Below are 16,587 nucleotides of genomic sequence, written 5' to 3'. Positions count from 1 at the left end.
TTTTTCATGCGGCTGATTCCAGAAGTAAACGGTGGATCAGCGCGGGTTTGTGTCCAGTGGTTCCTGGGAAGGAACGGGCACGGTCTCGACCTTGTCGACGTCGTTCTGAATCTGCTCAAGCAAAGAACCAGGCTTCGGTGGCTCTTCCTTCGGCGGCTGCGTCCCTTGATTTTCGGGGGTGACAGTCGTGTCGCTGCTCTTGCCGAGGATGGCCTCGTCGCGGCTGACACCCGGCTTGAAGTCACCGGACAGGCTCGCCAGCTGGTCGGTGCCATTGAAGATCAGGCTGACGCGCTCCTGCTGGCGTTCGCCACCACCAGGCTGCAGGCTGTACAAATAGTCCCAGCGTTCAGGGTGAAAGGTGTCGGTCAACAAGGGATTGCCCATGATAAACCTTACTTGCCGACGGGTCATTCCCGGGCGTAACTGGTCTATCATGTCCTGCGTGACGACATTGCCCTGTTGGATGTCGATTTTATAAACCCCGGGGAATGAACAACCGGCGAGTGCGAGCAGTCCCACGAAGGTGAAACTGGTTAGCAAGAGCTTGGTGTTTTGCATCGGTGGGCGACTTCCACTATCTTGGCTGGGACAACGTAAACCCCGATCATACCTGCATTAAGAGAAGCTGCGAAGCAGCGTCTGCGAGAAAGCTGACCATGGTTGAAAATAGCGAACTACGCAAAGCCGGACTTAAAGTGACCCTGCCGCGGGTCAAGATCCTTCAAATGCTCGACTCTGCGCAGCAGCGTCACATGAGCGCGGAGGACGTCTACAAGGCGCTGATGGAGGCCAACGAAGACGTCGGTCTGGCAACGGTTTACCGAGTTCTGACTCAGTTCGAAGCAGCCGGATTGGTGGTTCGCCACAATTTCGACGGCGGCCACGCGGTATTCGAACTGGCTGACGGAGGCCACCACGACCATATGGTCAACGTGGAATCCGGCGAGGTCATCGAGTTCTTCGACGAAGAAATCGAAAAGCTGCAAAAAGCCATTGTGAGCAAGCACGGCTTCGAGCTGGTGGATCACAATCTGGTGCTCTACGTACGCAAGCAAAAGGTGTAAGCCTTTTGTGAAGTACGACAAAGGCGACCCTTGGGTCGCCTTTGTTGTTTCTGTGTTTCGCGATCAGGATGCTGCCAGATCGACGCCGCCCGGGTTAAGCCGTGATGATTCTCACGATTTGGAAGTGACCACCATTTTCTTTGCGTGCGCGAGCGATTCCTTGGTCAAATCGATCCCTCCCAGCATCCGCGCCACTTCTTCCACCCGCTCGTTCTTGCTCAGCTTGGACACCGCCGTACGCGTCACATCCGCTTCACGAACCTTGTGCACGAACAGGTGTTGATGCCCCTGGGCGGCGACTTGCGGCAAGTGAGTGACTGTCATGACCTGGCCGCGTTCGCCCAGGCGGCGCAGCAGTTGGCCGACGATTTCAGCCGTAGGGCCACCGATACCGACGTCCACTTCGTCAAATACCAGCGTCGGAACGCGAGATGTCTGCGCGGTTATCACCTGAATCGCCAGGCTGATCCGCGACAGTTCCCCGCCCGACGCCACCTTCGCCAGCGCCTTGAGCGGCTGACCCGGGTTGGCGCTGACCAGCAGTTCAACCTGCTCCAGCCCGTTGGGTGACAGCTCTTTGTCTACGTTCTCGCGCAGCTCGATATTGAAGCGGCCGCCCGGCATGCCCAGCCGCTGAATTTCGTGTTCGACCTTGTGGGCCAGCTCCGGTGCAGCACGGTGGCGCAGGTCGCTGAGTTCGCGCGCCTTCTCTTGATAGTGCCGCGCGTAGGATCCCACCTCGTGTTCCAGTCTCTCAATCGCTTCATCGTTGGCGTTGAGGGTCTCGATCTCGTCGAGCAACTTCTGGTGCAGCGCTGCGACTTCCGTTGGCTGCACGCGGTGTTTGCGTGCCAGCGTGTAAATCGTGTCGAGGCGTTCTTCAATTTGCTGCAGGCGGGCGGGGTCCGCTTCGAAGCGATCGAGGAAACGATTGATCTCGCCGACGGCCTCTTCAACCTGAATCTGTGCACTGGAGAGCAGGTTGGTCGCTTCATTCAACGCGTCGGGCGTGTTGTTCACGCTGCTGAGTCGGTTAAGGCTAGCGGTCAGTGCGTTCAGAGCATTGCCGGAATCGCTTTCACTGCACAGTTCGACGACTTGCCGGCAGATGCCCAGCAGGCTCTCGGCATTGGTCAGCGTGGTGTGTTCCTGTTCCAGCCGCTCAAGCTCGTTTTCACCGAGGCTCAGGCTTTCCAGCTCTTCAAGCTGATAACTGAGCAACTGATGCTTGGCGCGCTGCTCGTCACCTGAGTTTGAAAGACGCTCAAGCTCCTGGCGCGTTTGCCGCCAGCGCTGGGAGGCCAGTTGCACTTGACGTGCGAGGTCGGTGGCGCCCGCGTATTCGTCCAGCAGTCGCCGATGGGTATCGGTCTTGAGCAGCGACTGATGCTCGTGCTGGCTGTGAATGTCGATGACCAGCTCGCCAAGTACTTTCAGATCGCCCTGGGGGCATGGCGTCCCATTGATATAGGCGCGTGAACGGCCTTCGGCAGTAATGACGCGGCGCAGAATGCAGGGACCGTCGGTTTCGAGGTCACGCTCCTTCAGCCATGCGCTTGCTTCAGGGATATCCGACACGTCGAAGGTTGCCAGAATGTCTGCCTTGTCGGCACCTGGCCTTACCACGCCACTGTCGGCGCGATCGCCCAGCGTCAGGCCGAGCGCGTCGAGCATGATCGACTTGCCGGCCCCTGTTTCCCCGGTGATCACACTCATGCCGCGATCAAGTTCGAGATCGAGATGTTCAACGATGGCGTAGTTATGTATGGACAGGTGGACCAGCATCAGAGCGGCTCCCAAACAATTTGTCTGGTTATTTATACAGTGTTTTGCTTTGGGCTGACAATGCCCGGCCTTAGCTCGATTTGAAAGGTCACTGCCAATTTTTAGCATCAATCCTGCATTTTGCCACCGCGTGTGCCTGCCGAACTCATGTCGGAACATTTGTAGGGTTATTCAGCCGATCCTGCACCCAAACCCTTGAACCCGAAAATTACGGCCCCATATAGCCGGGCAGAGGCGTGAGTTGAGCTCACGGATGTAATTAGAAGGAGAGAATTTATGGCTGACGAACAGAACCCGGACATGCAGGCCCAGGATCAGGCTGCCGACGCGGCGACTTCTCAAGATGATCTGGCAACGCGTGTGCAAGTGCTTGAAGAACAGCTGAAGGCGGCGCAGGACCAGTCTCTGCGTGTGGCTGCGGATCTGCAGAACGTCCGCCGCCGTGCCGAGCAAGACGTCGAGAAGGCGCACAAGTTTGCGCTTGAGAAGTTTGCCAGTGATCTGCTGCCGATCGTCGACAGCCTTGAGCGTGGTCTGGACTTGTCCAACTCGGATGACGAGAACATCCGCCCGATGCGGGAAGGCATCGAACTGACGCTGAAAATGTTCTACGACACGCTCAAGCGCTACCACCTGGAAGCCATCGACCCTCATGGCCAGCCGTTCAACGCCGAGCACCATCAGGCAATGGCGATGCAGGAAAGCGCGGACGTGGAGCCGAACAGCGTGCTCAAGGTGTTCCAGAAGGGTTACCAGCTCAATGGCCGTTTGCTTCGCCCGGCCATGGTCGTGGTCAGCAAGGCGCCGTCGCCTGTTTCGCCGTCTATTGACGAGCAGGCTTGAAATTAAGCTGAGCGGCCCCCATTTACAGGCCAAGCGTTTAAGAATTACCGCAATTTGTAAATGCAGTTGCGGCAACCAAATTTAAGTTTCGGGAGAGTCAAAATGGGCAAGATTATCGGTATCGACCTGGGGACCACCAACTCCTGCGTCTCGGTTCTGGAAAACGGTAAAGCCAAGGTTATCGAGAACGCTGAAGGCGCTCGTACCACCCCTTCGATCATTGCGTATGCCAATGATGGCGAGATCCTCGTGGGTCAATCGGCCAAGCGTCAGGCAGTCACCAACCCGCACAACACCCTGTACGCGGTGAAGCGTCTGATCGGCCGTAAGTTCGACGAAGAAGTCGTGCAGAAAGACATCAAGATGGTGCCTTACAAAATCGCCAAGGCTGACAACGGCGATGCGTGGGTGCAAGTCAACGATAAGAAAATGTCCCCTCCTCAGATTTCGGCTGAAATCCTGAAGAAGATGAAGAAAACCGCCGAAGACTACCTCGGCGAGACTGTGACTGAAGCGGTCATCACCGTCCCTGCCTACTTCAACGACAGCCAGCGTCAGGCCACCAAAGACGCCGGTCGTATTGCCGGTCTGGACGTGAAGCGCATCATCAACGAACCTACCGCAGCCGCGCTGGCTTACGGTATGGACAAAGCGAAAGGCGATCACACCGTCATCGTTTATGACTTGGGTGGCGGTACTTTCGACGTCTCCGTGATTGAGATCGCTGAAGTCGATGGCGAGCACCAGTTTGAAGTGTTGGCCACCAACGGCGACACCTTCCTGGGTGGTGAAGACTTCGACATCCGCCTGATCGATTACCTGGTTGACGAATTCAAAAAAGAATCCGGCATGAACCTGAAAGGTGATCCGCTGGCGATGCAGCGTCTGAAAGAAGCTGCCGAGAAAGCGAAGATCGAGCTGTCTTCGAGCAATTCGACCGACGTGAACCTGCCGTACATCACTGCAGATGCCACCGGTCCTAAGCACTTGAACGTGAAGATCTCGCGCGCCAAGCTGGAATCGCTGGTTGAAGACCTGGTTCAGCGCACCATCGAGCCTTGCCGTATTGCGTTGAAAGATTCGGGTATCGACATCGGCGCGATCAACGACGTGATCCTCGTCGGCGGCCAGACCCGCATGCCATTGGTTCAGCAGAAGGTCACCGAGTTCTTCGGTAAAGAAGCGCGCAAAGACGTCAACCCTGACGAAGCCGTTGCCATGGGTGCAGCCATCCAGGGTGCGGTGCTGGCCGGCGACGTGAAAGACGTCCTGCTGCTGGACGTCAGCCCGCTGACGCTGGGTATTGAAACCATGGGCGGCGTAATGACAGCGCTGATCGAGAAAAACACCACGATTCCTACCAAGAAATCGCAAGTGTTCTCGACTGCCGATGATAACCAGGGCGCAGTGACCATTCACGTCCTGCAAGGCGAGCGCAAGCAAGCCGCTCAGAACAAGTCCCTGGGCAAGTTCGATCTGGCCGAGATTCCGCCAGCACCACGCGGCGTACCTCAGATCGAAGTGACCTTCGACATCGACGCCAACGGCATTCTGCACGTCGGCGCGAAAGACAAGGCGACTGGCAAGACTCAGTCGATCGTGATCAAGGCCAACTCCGGTCTGTCGGATGAAGAAATCCAGCAGATGATTCGCGACGCTGAAGCGAACTCGGACGAAGACCGCAAGTTTGAGGAGCTGGCCTCTGCCCGCAACCAGGGCGATGCGCTGGTTCACTCGACTCGCAAAATGATCTCCGACGCTGGCGATAAAGTTACCGCCGAGGAGAAGACCGCTATCGAGGCCGCACTGGTTGCACTTGAAGCCGCTGTGAAAGGCGACGACAAGGCTGCCATCGACGCCAAGATCGAGGAACTGTCGAAAGTCTCCGCGCCGGTCGCTCAGAAGATGTACGCCGAGCAAGCCGAAAAACCTGAAGGCGGTGCTCAGGCCGCTCAGGAAGAAAGCAAGCCGGCTGACGACGTTGTCGACGCCGAGTTCGAAGAAGTAAAAGACCACAAGTAAGCGCAGGCTCACTTGATCGCCGGTTGACCGCTTTCTAGTGGTCGCTGGTAGGATGTCGCCGCGCGGGAGCTTGCTCCCGCGTTGGCGTGTCTGGAACACCCAAAATTATCGAGCACGCGAAGCTGTATCGCGGGCTTTGTGGCAAAGCCGGATGCTCCTGCACTCCGGCTTGTTCAGCCGCTTTTCTCGGTCGATCAAAGGCCGTTGAACCAAGACCAGGATCGTTGAATTGACGTGAGTTGGGTCCGGGCCTGAAAGGGGCTCAACGAGTTCGGCAGACTCAGGAGGGTCATGCCGGACGTCCTCAAGAGTGCGGAAAATTTATGTCAAAGCGTGATTATTACGAAGTATTGGGAGTGGAGCGTGGCTCCAGCGAAGCGGACCTGAAAAAGGCGTATCGCCGTCTCGCAATGAAATTTCACCCTGACCGTAACCCGGGTGACAAGGCTTCGGAAGACGCCTTCAAAGAAGCCAACGAAGCGTATGAAGTGCTGTCCGATGCCAGCAAGCGCGCGGCCTATGACCAATACGGTCATGCCGGTGTCGATCAAGGCATGGGCGGCGGCGGTTTCGGCGGCGGTGGCGCCAACTTCTCCGACATCTTCGGCGATGTCTTCAGCGACTTCTTCGGCGGCGGCCGCGCCGGCGGCGGTGGTCGTGGCGGTGCCCAGCGTGGCAGCGACCTTCGCTATACCCTCGAATTGAATCTTGAAGAAGCAGTGCGTGGCACGACTGTCAGCATCCGCGTGCCGACACTGGTCAACTGCAAGCCGTGCGACGGCAGTGGCGCCAAAAAAGGCTCGTCCCCGGTGACCTGTCCTACATGCGGTGGCATCGGCCAGGTGCGAATGCAGCAGGGCTTCTTCTCTGTTCAGCAGACCTGCCCGCGTTGCCACGGCAATGGCAAGATCATTTCCGACCCTTGCGACTCCTGCCATGGCGAAGGCCGTGTCGAAGAGTCCAAGACGCTGTCGGTCAAGGTGCCGCCAGGCGTGGATACCGGCGACCGCATTCGTCTGTCCGGCGAAGGTGAAGCGGGAACGCAAGGCGGTCCAACGGGCGACCTGTATGTCGTGATCAATGTGCGTGAGCATGCGATCTTCCAGCGTGACGGCAAGCACCTGTACTGCGAAGTGCCGATCAGCTTCACCGACGCTGCGCTGGGTGGCGAGCTGGAAGTGCCAACGCTGGACGGTCGCGTCAAGCTGAAGATCCCTGAAGGCACGCAAACCGGTAAGCAGTTCCGTCTGCGCGGCAAGGGCGTTGCCCCTGTGCGTGGTGGCGGCGCCGGCGACCTGATGTGCCGTGTCGCCGTCGAGACCCCAGTGAACCTGGGTCGTCGCCAGCGCGAGCTGCTCGAAGAATTCCGTGCCTCCCTTGAAGGCGACAGCTCTCATTCGCCCAAGGCCAGCGGCTGGTTCGAAGGCGTGAAGCGCTTCTTCGGCGATCTCTAAGGAGCAGGGCATGCGACGTATTGCTGTGATGGGCGCCGCCGGGCGTATGGGCAAGAACCTGATCGAGGCGGTGCAGGATCGTGCGCCGCTCACCGGGCTGACAGCAGCAATCGTTCGTCCCGGCAGCACGATGATCGGTGCCGACGCCGGCGAGCTCGCATCGCTGGGGCGTATCGGTGTTCAGTTGAACGTTAGTCTGGAGCAGGTTGCCGACGAGTTCGACGTGCTGATCGACTTCACATTGCCGGACGTCATGCTGAAAAACCTGGCGTTCTGCCGTCAGGCGGGCAAGGCCATGGTCATTGGTACCACCGGCTTGAGCGTCGAACAAAAGCACCTGCTGGTCGAAGCGAGCCGGGACATCCCTGTGGTCTTCGCGTCCAATTTCAGTGTAGGTGTGAACCTGTCGTTCAAGCTGCTGGATCTGGCGGCTCGAGTGATGGGTGGAGATGCGGACATCGAAATCATCGAAGCTCATCACCGCAACAAGGTCGACGCGCCGTCGGGTACGGCGGTCAGCATGGGTGAGGTCGTTGCCAATGCCCTGGGGCGTGATTTGAGCAAGGTCGCTGTCTACGGTCGTGAGGGCTACACGGGTGTTCGTGAGCGCGAGACGATCGGCTTCGCCACGGTCCGTGGCGGTGACGTCGTAGGTGATCACACTGTGCTGTTCGCCGCTGAAGGTGAGCGTCTGGAGATTACGCACAAGGCGTCGAGTCGCATGACGTTCGCCAAGGGCGCAGTGCGTGCCGCGCTGTGGCTCGATGGCAAGGCGCCGGGTCTTTACGACATGCAGGACGTACTCGATCTGCGCTGAGTCTTGTGGCGCTCCAGATGTGACAGGCAACAATGCGGGCAGGAGAGGGGCTTTCCCTGTATCCTGCCCACAGTTTCAAGCCATTACACACCCGCTACGCGATGTCCCGTCGCACTCCCCAGCCCTCACGGCAATTTTAGCGGTGGATTAAAAAGACCTCTTTCTGTAAGCTACAGCTTTAGTGTGTCCACTAAAAGCGCGCAGATAATTCTATGAAAAAAGCGGGGTGACGTGTCTATACGTCATTCCGCTTTTTTACAACCTGCGATCGCCCTTTCAGGCTTTATTACGGGAGGTCTTCTTGACTAAGCCAGCCATACTCGCCCTTGCTGATGGCAGCATTTTTCGCGGCGAAGCCATTGGTGCCGACGGTCAAACCGTTGGTGAAGTGGTGTTTAACACCGCAATGACCGGCTATCAGGAAATTCTTACCGATCCTTCCTATGCCCAGCAAATCGTCACCCTGACTTACCCGCACATCGGCAACACCGGCACCACGCCGGAAGATGCCGAATCTGACCGCGTCTGGGCCGCGGGTCTGGTGATTCGCGACCTGCCACTGGTTGCGAGCAACTGGCGTAACAAAATGCCGCTGGCCGAGTATCTGAAAGCCAATAAAACCGTTGCGATTGCGGGCATCGACACGCGCCGCCTGACGCGCATCCTTCGCGAGAAGGGCGCTCAAAATGGCTGCATCATGGCTGGCGACAACATTTCCGAAGAAGCAGCCATCGCGGCAGCACGAGGTTTCCCGGGCCTGAAAGGCATGGACCTCGCCAAGGAAGTCAGCACCAAAGAGACCTACGAGTGGCGCTCCACGGTCTGGAACCTGCAGTCCGACAGCAGCCCCGAAGTTGCCGCCGCCGTCTTGAAGTACCACGTGGTCGCCTGGGACTACGGCGTCAAGCTGAACATCCTGCGCATGCTGGTCGAGCGCGGTTGCCGTGTAACGGTCGTACCTGCGCAAACCCCTGCCAGTGAAGTGCTCGCGCTCAAGCCCGACGGCATCTTCCTGTCCAACGGTCCGGGCGATCCGGAGCCTTGCGACTACGCCATTCAGGCGATCAAGGACGTGCTGGAGACCGACATTCCGGTGTTCGGTATCTGCCTGGGCCACCAGCTGTTGGCGCTCGCTTCCGGCGCTCAGACCATCAAGATGGATCTGGGCCACCATGGCGCCAACCACCCTGTTCAGGACCTGGACACCGGCGTGGTCATGATCACCAGCCAGAACCACGGTTTTGCGGTGGACGAAGCCACTTTGCCGAGCAACGTTCGCGCGATTCACAAGTCGCTGTTCGATGGCAGCCTGCAAGGCATCGAACGCACCGACAAGGACGCGTTCAGCTTCCAGGGTCACCCTGAAGCGAGCCCGGGCCCGACCGACGTCGCGCCGCTGTTCGATCGCTTCATCACAGCCATGGACAAGCGCCGCTAAGGCTGCCTTGCGACTGTAGCGAGCAGGTGACCGCGGCGGACCGGACCAAATCCGACAGCCCGCCCGGCACCTGAGATGTTCAAGACGGCTTGCCGACTGACACAGGATTCGAGTGACAACCCATGCCAAAACGTACAGACATTAAAAGCATCCTGATTCTTGGTGCTGGCCCGATCGTGATCGGCCAGGCCTGCGAATTCGACTACTCCGGCGCCCAGGCCTGCAAGGCCCTGCGCGAAGAGGGTTACCGCGTCATTCTGGTCAACTCGAACCCGGCCACCATCATGACCGACCCGGCCATGGCGGATGCGACCTACATCGAGCCGATCAAATGGGCGACCGTCGCCAAGATCATCGAAAAAGAACGCCCTGACGCGCTGCTGCCAACCATGGGCGGCCAGACCGCTCTGAACTGCGCATTGGACCTGGAGCGCGAAGGCGTTCTGGAGAAGTTCGGCGTTGAAATGATCGGCGCCAATGCCGACACCATCGACAAGGCTGAAGACCGTTCGCGTTTCGACAAGGCCATGAAGTCCATTGGCCTGGCGTGCCCGCGTTCCGGTATCGCCCACAGCATGGAAGAGGCCAATGCGGTCCTCGAAAAGCTGGGCTTCCCGTGCATCATTCGTCCGTCCTTCACCATGGGCGGCACCGGTGGCGGCATCGCGTACAACCGTGAAGAATTCGAAGAGATCTGCGCCCGCGGTCTCGACCTGTCGCCGACCAAAGAGCTGCTGATCGACGAATCTCTGATCGGCTGGAAAGAATACGAAATGGAGGTTGTCCGCGACAAAAAGGACAATTGCATCATCGTCTGCTCCATCGAAAACTTCGACCCGATGGGCGTGCACACCGGCGACTCCATCACGGTCGCGCCGGCACAGACGCTCACCGACAAGGAATACCAGATCCTGCGCAACGCTTCGCTGGCGGTCCTGCGTGAGATCGGCGTCGAAACAGGCGGCTCGAACGTTCAGTTCGGTATCTGCCCCGACACCGGCCGCATGGTCGTGATCGAGATGAACCCGCGGGTCTCTCGCTCTTCTGCGCTGGCTTCCAAGGCTACCGGCTTTCCGATCGCGCGAGTTGCCGCCAAGCTGGCCGTCGGCTACACGCTGGACGAGTTGCAGAACGAAATCACCGGCGGCAAGACCCCGGCGTCGTTCGAGCCATCGATCGACTATGTCGTCACCAAGCTGCCACGCTTCGCCTTCGAGAAATTCCCTAAAGCCGACGCGCGCCTGACCACCCAGATGAAGTCCGTTGGCGAAGTCATGGCCATCGGCCGGACCTTCCAGGAATCCCTGCAGAAAGCCCTGCGCGGCCTTGAAGTGGGTGTCAGCGGTCTCGATCCGAAGCTGGACCTGAGCAATCCGGAAAGCATGAGCATTCTGAAGCGCGAGCTGACGGTTCCGGGTGCCGAGCGCATCTGGTACGTCGCTGACGCTTTCCGTGCCGGCATGACGGTTGAACAGATTTTCGGCATGAACATGATCGACCCTTGGTTTCTGGTGCAGATCGAAGATTTGATCAAGGACGAAGAAAAGGTCAAAACCCTCGGCCTGTCGGCGATTGACCGCGACCTGATGTATCGCCTCAAGCGCAAGGGCTTCTCCGATGCACGCCTGGCCAAGCTGCTGGGTGTGACCGAGAAAAACTTGCGCACGCACCGTCACAAGCTGGACGTGCTGCCGGTCTACAAGCGCGTTGACACTTGCGCCGCCGAGTTCGCCACTGACACCGCGTACATGTACTCCACGTATGAGGAAGAGTGCGAAGCCAACCCGACGAATCGCGACAAGATCATGATTCTGGGTGGTGGTCCGAACCGCATTGGCCAGGGCATCGAGTTCGACTATTGCTGCGTGCACGCTGCGCTGGCGCTGCGTGAAGACGGGTACGAGACCATCATGGTCAACTGCAACCCGGAAACCGTATCGACCGATTACGACACCTCCGACCGTCTGTACTTCGAGCCAGTGACCCTCGAAGACGTGCTGGAAATCGTGCGCGTAGAGAAGCCGAAAGGCGTAATTGTCCAGTACGGCGGCCAGACCCCGTTGAAGCTGGCGCGTGCACTGGAAGCCGCGGGCGTGCCGATCATTGGCACCAGCCCTGACGCCATTGATCGTGCAGAAGACCGTGAGCGCTTCCAGCAGATGGTCGAGCGCCTGAACCTGCGTCAGCCGCCAAACGCGACAGTGCGCAGCGAAGACGAAGCCATTCGGGCTGCAGCGAAGATCGGCTACCCGCTGGTGGTTCGACCATCCTACGTACTGGGCGGCCGTGCGATGGAGATCGTCTACGAAGAAGACGAACTCAAGCGCTACCTGCGTGAAGCGGTTCAAGTGTCCAACGACAGCCCGGTGCTGCTTGACCACTTCCTTAACTGCGCCATCGAAATGGACGTTGATGCGGTCTGCGACGGTACCGACGTGGTGATCGGCGCAATCATGCAGCACATCGAACAGGCCGGCGTTCACTCGGGTGACTCGGCATGCTCGCTGCCACCGTATTCGCTGCCGGCCCATATCCAGGACGAAATGCGTGAGCAGGTCAAGAAAATGGCCCTGGAGCTCGGCGTTGTCGGCCTGATGAACGTGCAACTGGCATTGCAGGGTGAAGACATTTACGTCATCGAAGTGAACCCGCGCGCATCGCGTACGGTGCCGTTCGTTTCGAAGTGCATTGGTGTCTCGCTGGCGATGATCGCGGCTCGCGTAATGGCCGGGAAGACTCTCAAAGAACTCGGCTTCACCAAAGAAATCATTCCGAACTTCTACAGCGTGAAAGAGGCGGTGTTCCCATTCGCCAAGTTCCCGGGCGTTGACCCGATCCTCGGCCCAGAGATGAAGTCAACCGGCGAAGTCATGGGTGTCGGCGACACCTTCGGCGAAGCCTTCGCCAAAGCCCAGATGGGCGCCAGTGAAGTGCTGCCGACTGGCGGCACGGCATTTATCAGCGTGCGTGACGACGACAAGCCGCTGGTGGCAGGTGTCGCACGCAGCTTGATCGAGCTGGGTTTCGACATCGTTGCAACCGCCGGCACAGCACGCCTGATCGAAGAGGCGGGGCTCAAAGTTCGCCGCGTCAACAAGGTGACCGAAGGGCGTCCACACGTGGTCGACATGATCAAGAATGACGAAGTCACGCTGATCATCAACACGACCGAAGGGCGTCAGTCGATCGCGGATTCCTACTCCATTCGCCGCAATGCCCTGCAGCACAAGATCTACTGCACCACGACCATCGCTGCGGGCGAGGCTATCTGTGAAGCGCTGAAGTTCGGTCCTGAAAAAACCGTGCGCCGCTTGCAGGATCTACACGCAGGACTGAAAGCATGATCAAGTACCCAATGACCGTTCAGGGCGCTCGCGCCCTGGAAGAAGAACACGCGCACCTGACCAAGGTGGTTCGTCCCAAGCTCAGCCAGGACATCGGGACTGCGCGTGAGCTTGGCGATCTCAAGGAAAACGCCGAATATCATGCCGCTCGCGAGCAGCAGGGCATGATCGAAGCGCGCATCCGCGACATCGAAGGCCGGATCCAGAATCAGGTGATCATCGACGTCACTACCATTCCCCACACTGGCAAGGTGATCTTCGGCACGACTGTCGAGATCGCCAACGTGGAGACGGACGAGCGCGTCACCTACCACATCGTGGGTGAAGACGAAGCCGACTTCAAACTGGGCAAAATTTCTGTGGGTTCGCCGCTTGCTCGCGCTTTAATTGGCAAGGAAGAGGGCGATGTCGTCTCTGTGAAAACACCGAGCGGCGTGATCGAGTACGAAATCGTGGAAGTGCGTCACGTTTGATAATCGACACCCGCATTGCGCGGGGGTTGATTCAGGCAACTGGTTCGAAGGTCATTGTCTGATCCTTCGAACCGGCGGTCGCATGTCCGGTCTGATCGGGTCGGCGCTCATCTTTACAGGTGGGCACCGAATCTGAGGGTCAGCGCTTGTTAGCCGCTGACCCGGCAGGATCAGTTGAAGCGGTGGACGTTGGACAGCTGCTTGTTTACCTTCGGGTTCTTGCGATAAATCAGCGCCATTTTGCCGATGACCTGCACCAGATCGGCCTTGCCGACTTTGCACAGTTCAGCGATGGCTGCCAGGCGGCTTTCGCGGTCGAGGATGTTGAGTTTGATCTTGATCAACTCGTGATCGCCCAGCGCGCGCTCCAGTTCGGCCAACACACCTTCAGTCAGACCATTGTCCGCCACGATCAACACCGGTTTCAGATGGTGGCCAATGGATTTGTATTGTTTCTTCTGCTCTTGAGTGAGCGGCATAATCTGACCTCTGCGTCTGATCTTGTAAAAAGCGGCGGCCAGTTTACCCGAGCTAGTCCGGGACCGCCCGGTTAATCGCGACTCGTCCTAATTTTTTGAGGTGCTCCGTGGCACGTTCCAAAACCAGCCATAACTGGCTTAAAGAACACTTCGACGACAAGTACGTCAAAATGGCGCAGCGGGATGGTTACCGTTCCCGCGCCAGTTACAAGCTTCTCGAGATCCAGGAGAAGGACAAGATCATCCGTCCCGGCATGACGGTCATCGACTTGGGTGCAGCGCCAGGGGGTTGGTCGCAGGTGACCAGTCGTCTGATTGGTGGTCAGGGCCGTTTGATTGCATCGGACATCCTGGAAATGGACAGCATCCCCGACGTGACCTTCATTCAGGGGGATTTCACCCAGGATGAAGTGCTTGCGCAGATCCTCGAGGCTGTCGGCAATACGCAGGTAGACCTTGTGATTTCCGACATGGCCCCCAATATGAGTGGATTGAGCGCTGTGGACATGCCTCGCGCAATGTTCCTGTGCGAATTGGCGCTGGATCTGGCGGGCCGAGTGCTTCGCCCCGGCGGCGATTTCCTGATCAAGGTCTTCCAGGGTGAAGGCTTTGACGTGTACCACAAGGACATCCGCAAGCTGTTCGACAAGGTGCAGATGCGCAAGCCGCTGTCATCGCGGGATCGTTCCAGAGAGCAATACCTGTTGGGTCGCGGATTTCGCGGCATTGAAGGATCGGCAAGCGATGAGCGCCTTTGATCAAGCGATAGCTTTTTTCAAATGGCTTTATCAAGGGAGCGTAACCAACATTGTGTAGTCAAAGTTTCACAAAGGGTTACAGACGCCGCCTGCCACGCCTGTAGGATCTGTAGTAAGTTAGGCCGGTGAATATCATGCGAGGCACGCTCCAGCGTGGAGCTTGCTTCAGAGGGTAGCTAATTGAACGATATGGCAAAGAATTTGATCCTGTGGTTGATCATCGCGGCGGTTCTCGTGACCGTGATGAACAACTTCTCCAGTCCTAACGAGCCGCAGACCCTCAACTATTCCGAATTCATCCAGCAGGTGAAAGACGGCAAGGTCGAGAAAGTTGCCGTTGACGGATACGTCATCACCGGTAAGCGCAGCGATGGCGACTCCTTCAAGACCATCAGGCCTGCCATTCAGGACAACGGTCTGATCGGTGATCTGGTTGACAACAACGTTGTGATCGAGGGCAAGCAGCCGGAGCAGCAGAGCATCTGGACCCAGCTCCTCGTCGCCAGCTTCCCTATCCTCGTGATTATTGCTGTCTTCATGTTCTTCATGCGCCAGATGCAAGGTGGTGCGGGGGGCAAAGGCGGACCGATGAGCTTTGGTAAAAGCAAGGCGCGCCTGCTGTCCGAGGATCAGGTCAAAACCACATTGGCTGACGTGGCCGGTTGTGATGAAGCCAAAGAGGAAGTCGGCGAGCTCGTCGAGTTTCTACGCGACCCGGGCAAGTTCCAGCGCCTGGGCGGTCGCATCCCTCGCGGCGTCCTGATGGTAGGCCCTCCGGGTACAGGTAAAACCCTGATAGCGAAGGCTATCGCGGGTGAAGCCAAGGTTCCGTTTTTCACGATTTCCGGTTCCGACTTCGTCGAAATGTTCGTCGGCGTGGGCGCAAGCCGTGTTCGTGACATGTTTGAACAGGCCAAGAAACACGCGCCTTGCATCATCTTCATCGACGAAATCGATGCTGTAGGTCGCCACCGTGGCGGCGGCATGGGCGGCGGTCATGATGAGCGTGAGCAGACGCTCAACCAGTTGCTGGTTGAGATGGACGGCTTTGAAATGAACGACGGCATCATCGTGATTGCCGCCACCAACCGTCCAGACGTCCTCGACCCTGCGCTGCTGCGTCCGGGCCGTTTCGACCGTCAGGTCGTCGTGGGCTTGCCCGATATCCGGGGTCGTGAGCAGATTCTTAAAGTACACATGCGCAAAGTGCCAATGGGTGACGACGTTCAGCCAGGCGTGATTGCTCGTGGTACCCCGGGTTTCTCCGGTGCTGATTTGGCTAACCTGGTCAACGAGGCGTCACTGTTCGCCGCCCGTACCGGCAAGCGTATTGTCGAAATGAAAGAATTCGAATTGGCGAAAGACAAGATCATGATGGGCGCTGAGCGCAAATCGATGGTCATGTCCGACAAAGAGAAGCGCAATACGGCTTATCACGAGGCAGGTCATGCAATCGTTGGCCGCGTCGTGCCAGAGCATGATCCGGTCTACAAAGTGTCGATTATCCCGCGCGGTCGGGCATTGGGTGTCACGATGTTCCTCCCCGAGGAAGATCGCTACAGCCTGTCCAAGCGTGCATTGATCAGCCAGATTTGCTCGCTGTACGGCGGTCGCATCGCTGAAGAAATGACGCTGGGCTTCGATGGTGTGACCACCGGTGCCTCTAACGACATCATGCGTGCAAGCCAGATCGCTCGGAATATGGTCACCAAGTGGGGCTTGTCCGAGAAGCTCGGTCCGTTGATGTATTCGGACGAGGAAGAAGGCGGTTACCTGGGTCGCGGCGGTGGCGGTCAGAATGCCAGCCTCTCCGGTGACACTGCCCGTCTGATTGACTCCGAAGTGCGCAGCATCATTGATCAGTGCTACGGCACAGCGAAACAGATCCTCACCGAACACCGTGACAAGCTGGAGGCGATGGCTGATGCGCTCATGAAATACGAGACCATCGATGCCGAGCAGATTGATGACATCATGGCAGGCCGCACACCACGCGAGCCTCGTGATTGGGAAGGTGGCTCCGGAGATTCCGGGACCCCGATCGCACCTGTAGGTCCGCGTCCGGAATCGCCAATTGGCGGCCCTGCTGCAGAACACTAAGGTCTGA

Annotated in this window: 13 protein-coding genes; 10 read left to right on the top strand and 3 right to left on the bottom strand. The window is 58.2% G+C overall.

Annotated elements, in window-relative coordinates:
• Positions 1-36: 36 nt before the first annotated feature.
• Entirely contained in the window at positions 37-561 is a 525-nt protein-coding gene (locus tag L4G42_RS13860; protein ID WP_237252920.1) for an outer membrane protein assembly factor BamE, read from the bottom strand.
• A gap of 98 nt (positions 562-659) precedes the next feature.
• Between L4G42_RS13860 and fur the strand changes: the two genes are divergently transcribed.
• Entirely contained in the window at positions 660-1,067 is a 408-nt protein-coding gene (gene fur, locus L4G42_RS13855) for a ferric iron uptake transcriptional regulator (RefSeq protein ID WP_065987616.1), read from the top strand.
• Positions 1,068-1,178: 111 nt separating this feature from the next.
• Here fur and recN read toward each other — a convergent pair whose 3' ends face one another.
• The gene (gene recN / locus L4G42_RS13850; protein WP_237259368.1) at positions 1,179-2,852 is read right to left on the bottom strand and encodes a DNA repair protein RecN; all 1,674 of its coding nucleotides are present in this window, start codon (positions 2,850-2,852) and stop codon (positions 1,179-1,181) included.
• A gap of 276 nt (positions 2,853-3,128) precedes the next feature.
• Here recN and grpE point away from each other — a divergent pair, with 276 nt between their 5' ends.
• The 7 genes from grpE to greA all read left to right on the top strand — a co-directional run bounded on the left by grpE (position 3,129) and on the right by greA (position 13,243).
• A complete protein-coding gene (gene grpE, locus L4G42_RS13845; protein WP_272903874.1) occupies positions 3,129-3,695 on the top strand; it encodes a nucleotide exchange factor GrpE in 567 nt (188 codons plus the stop codon).
• Positions 3,696-3,755: 60 nt separating this feature from the next.
• On the top strand, positions 3,756-5,717 hold the full coding sequence (dnaK, locus tag L4G42_RS13840) for a molecular chaperone DnaK (RefSeq protein WP_272903876.1): 1,962 nt from the start codon (positions 3,756-3,758) through the stop codon (positions 5,715-5,717).
• A gap of 323 nt (positions 5,718-6,040) precedes the next feature.
• On the top strand, positions 6,041-7,171 hold the full coding sequence (dnaJ, locus tag L4G42_RS13835) for a molecular chaperone DnaJ (RefSeq protein WP_122622785.1): 1,131 nt from the start codon (positions 6,041-6,043) through the stop codon (positions 7,169-7,171).
• A 10-nt stretch (positions 7,172-7,181) separates the two neighbouring features.
• Entirely contained in the window at positions 7,182-7,988 is an 807-nt protein-coding gene (dapB, locus tag L4G42_RS13830; protein ID WP_237252922.1) for a 4-hydroxy-tetrahydrodipicolinate reductase, read from the top strand.
• Between the two features lie 301 nt (positions 7,989-8,289).
• Positions 8,290-9,426: a glutamine-hydrolyzing carbamoyl-phosphate synthase small subunit gene (gene carA / locus L4G42_RS13825; RefSeq protein ID WP_237252923.1), complete on the top strand. Its 1,137-nt coding sequence runs from the start codon at positions 8,290-8,292 to the stop codon at positions 9,424-9,426.
• Between the two features lie 122 nt (positions 9,427-9,548).
• The gene (gene carB, locus L4G42_RS13820; protein ID WP_237252924.1) at positions 9,549-12,770 is read left to right on the top strand and encodes a carbamoyl-phosphate synthase large subunit; all 3,222 of its coding nucleotides are present in this window, start codon (positions 9,549-9,551) and stop codon (positions 12,768-12,770) included.
• Entirely contained in the window at positions 12,767-13,243 is a 477-nt protein-coding gene (greA, locus tag L4G42_RS13815; protein WP_237260864.1) for a transcription elongation factor GreA, read from the top strand. The genes carB and greA overlap by 4 nt, the downstream gene beginning before the upstream one ends.
• A 170-nt stretch (positions 13,244-13,413) precedes the next feature.
• On the opposite strand, the gene L4G42_RS13810 is transcribed toward greA, so the two are convergent.
• Complete coding sequence (locus tag L4G42_RS13810) at positions 13,414-13,722, bottom strand: YhbY family RNA-binding protein (RefSeq protein ID WP_065987608.1); 309 nt, start codon at positions 13,720-13,722, stop codon at positions 13,414-13,416.
• 107 nt (positions 13,723-13,829) lie between these two features.
• On the opposite strand from L4G42_RS13810, the gene rlmE reads away from it, so the two are divergent.
• The gene (gene rlmE, locus L4G42_RS13805) at positions 13,830-14,480 is read left to right on the top strand and encodes a 23S rRNA (uridine(2552)-2'-O)-methyltransferase RlmE (RefSeq protein WP_065987607.1); all 651 of its coding nucleotides are present in this window, start codon (positions 13,830-13,832) and stop codon (positions 14,478-14,480) included.
• A gap of 189 nt (positions 14,481-14,669) precedes the next feature.
• On the top strand, positions 14,670-16,580 hold the full coding sequence (ftsH, locus tag L4G42_RS13800; protein ID WP_237252926.1) for an ATP-dependent zinc metalloprotease FtsH: 1,911 nt from the start codon (positions 14,670-14,672) through the stop codon (positions 16,578-16,580).
• The last annotated feature ends 7 nt before the right edge of the window (positions 16,581-16,587 follow it).

Source organism: Pseudomonas petrae, assembly GCF_021728295.1.
GTDB lineage: Bacteria > Pseudomonadota > Gammaproteobacteria > Pseudomonadales > Pseudomonadaceae > Aquipseudomonas > Aquipseudomonas petrae.
Note: the sequence above shows the minus strand (reverse complement) of the source record. Positions and strands in the feature narration are given on the sequence as shown.

Excerpts from the sequence above, each read along its gene's own strand:
- carB (WP_237252924.1), top strand. The coding sequence starts at position 9,549 with ATGCCAAAACGTACAGACATTAAAAGCATCCTGATTCTTGGTGCTGGC.
- dnaK (WP_272903876.1), top strand. The coding sequence starts at position 3,756 with ATGCAGTTGCGGCAACCAAATTTAAGTTTCGGGAGAGTCAAAATGGGC.
- dapB (WP_237252922.1), top strand. The coding sequence starts at position 7,182 with ATGCGACGTATTGCTGTGATGGGCGCCGCCGGGCGTATGGGCAAGAAC.
- dnaJ (WP_122622785.1), top strand. The coding sequence starts at position 6,041 with ATGTCAAAGCGTGATTATTACGAAGTATTGGGAGTGGAGCGTGGCTCC.
- ftsH (WP_237252926.1), top strand. The coding sequence starts at position 14,670 with ATGGCAAAGAATTTGATCCTGTGGTTGATCATCGCGGCGGTTCTCGTG.
- recN (WP_237259368.1), bottom strand. The coding sequence starts at position 2,852 with ATGCTGGTCCACCTGTCCATACATAACTACGCCATCGTTGAACATCTC.
- greA (WP_237260864.1), top strand. The coding sequence starts at position 12,767 with ATGATCAAGTACCCAATGACCGTTCAGGGCGCTCGCGCCCTGGAAGAA.
- L4G42_RS13860 (WP_237252920.1), bottom strand. The coding sequence starts at position 561 with ATGCAAAACACCAAGCTCTTGCTAACCAGTTTCACCTTCGTGGGACTG.
- fur (WP_065987616.1), top strand. The coding sequence starts at position 660 with ATGGTTGAAAATAGCGAACTACGCAAAGCCGGACTTAAAGTGACCCTG.
- L4G42_RS13810 (WP_065987608.1), bottom strand. The coding sequence starts at position 13,722 with ATGCCGCTCACTCAAGAGCAGAAGAAACAATACAAATCCATTGGCCAC.
- grpE (WP_272903874.1), top strand. The coding sequence starts at position 3,129 with ATGGCTGACGAACAGAACCCGGACATGCAGGCCCAGGATCAGGCTGCC.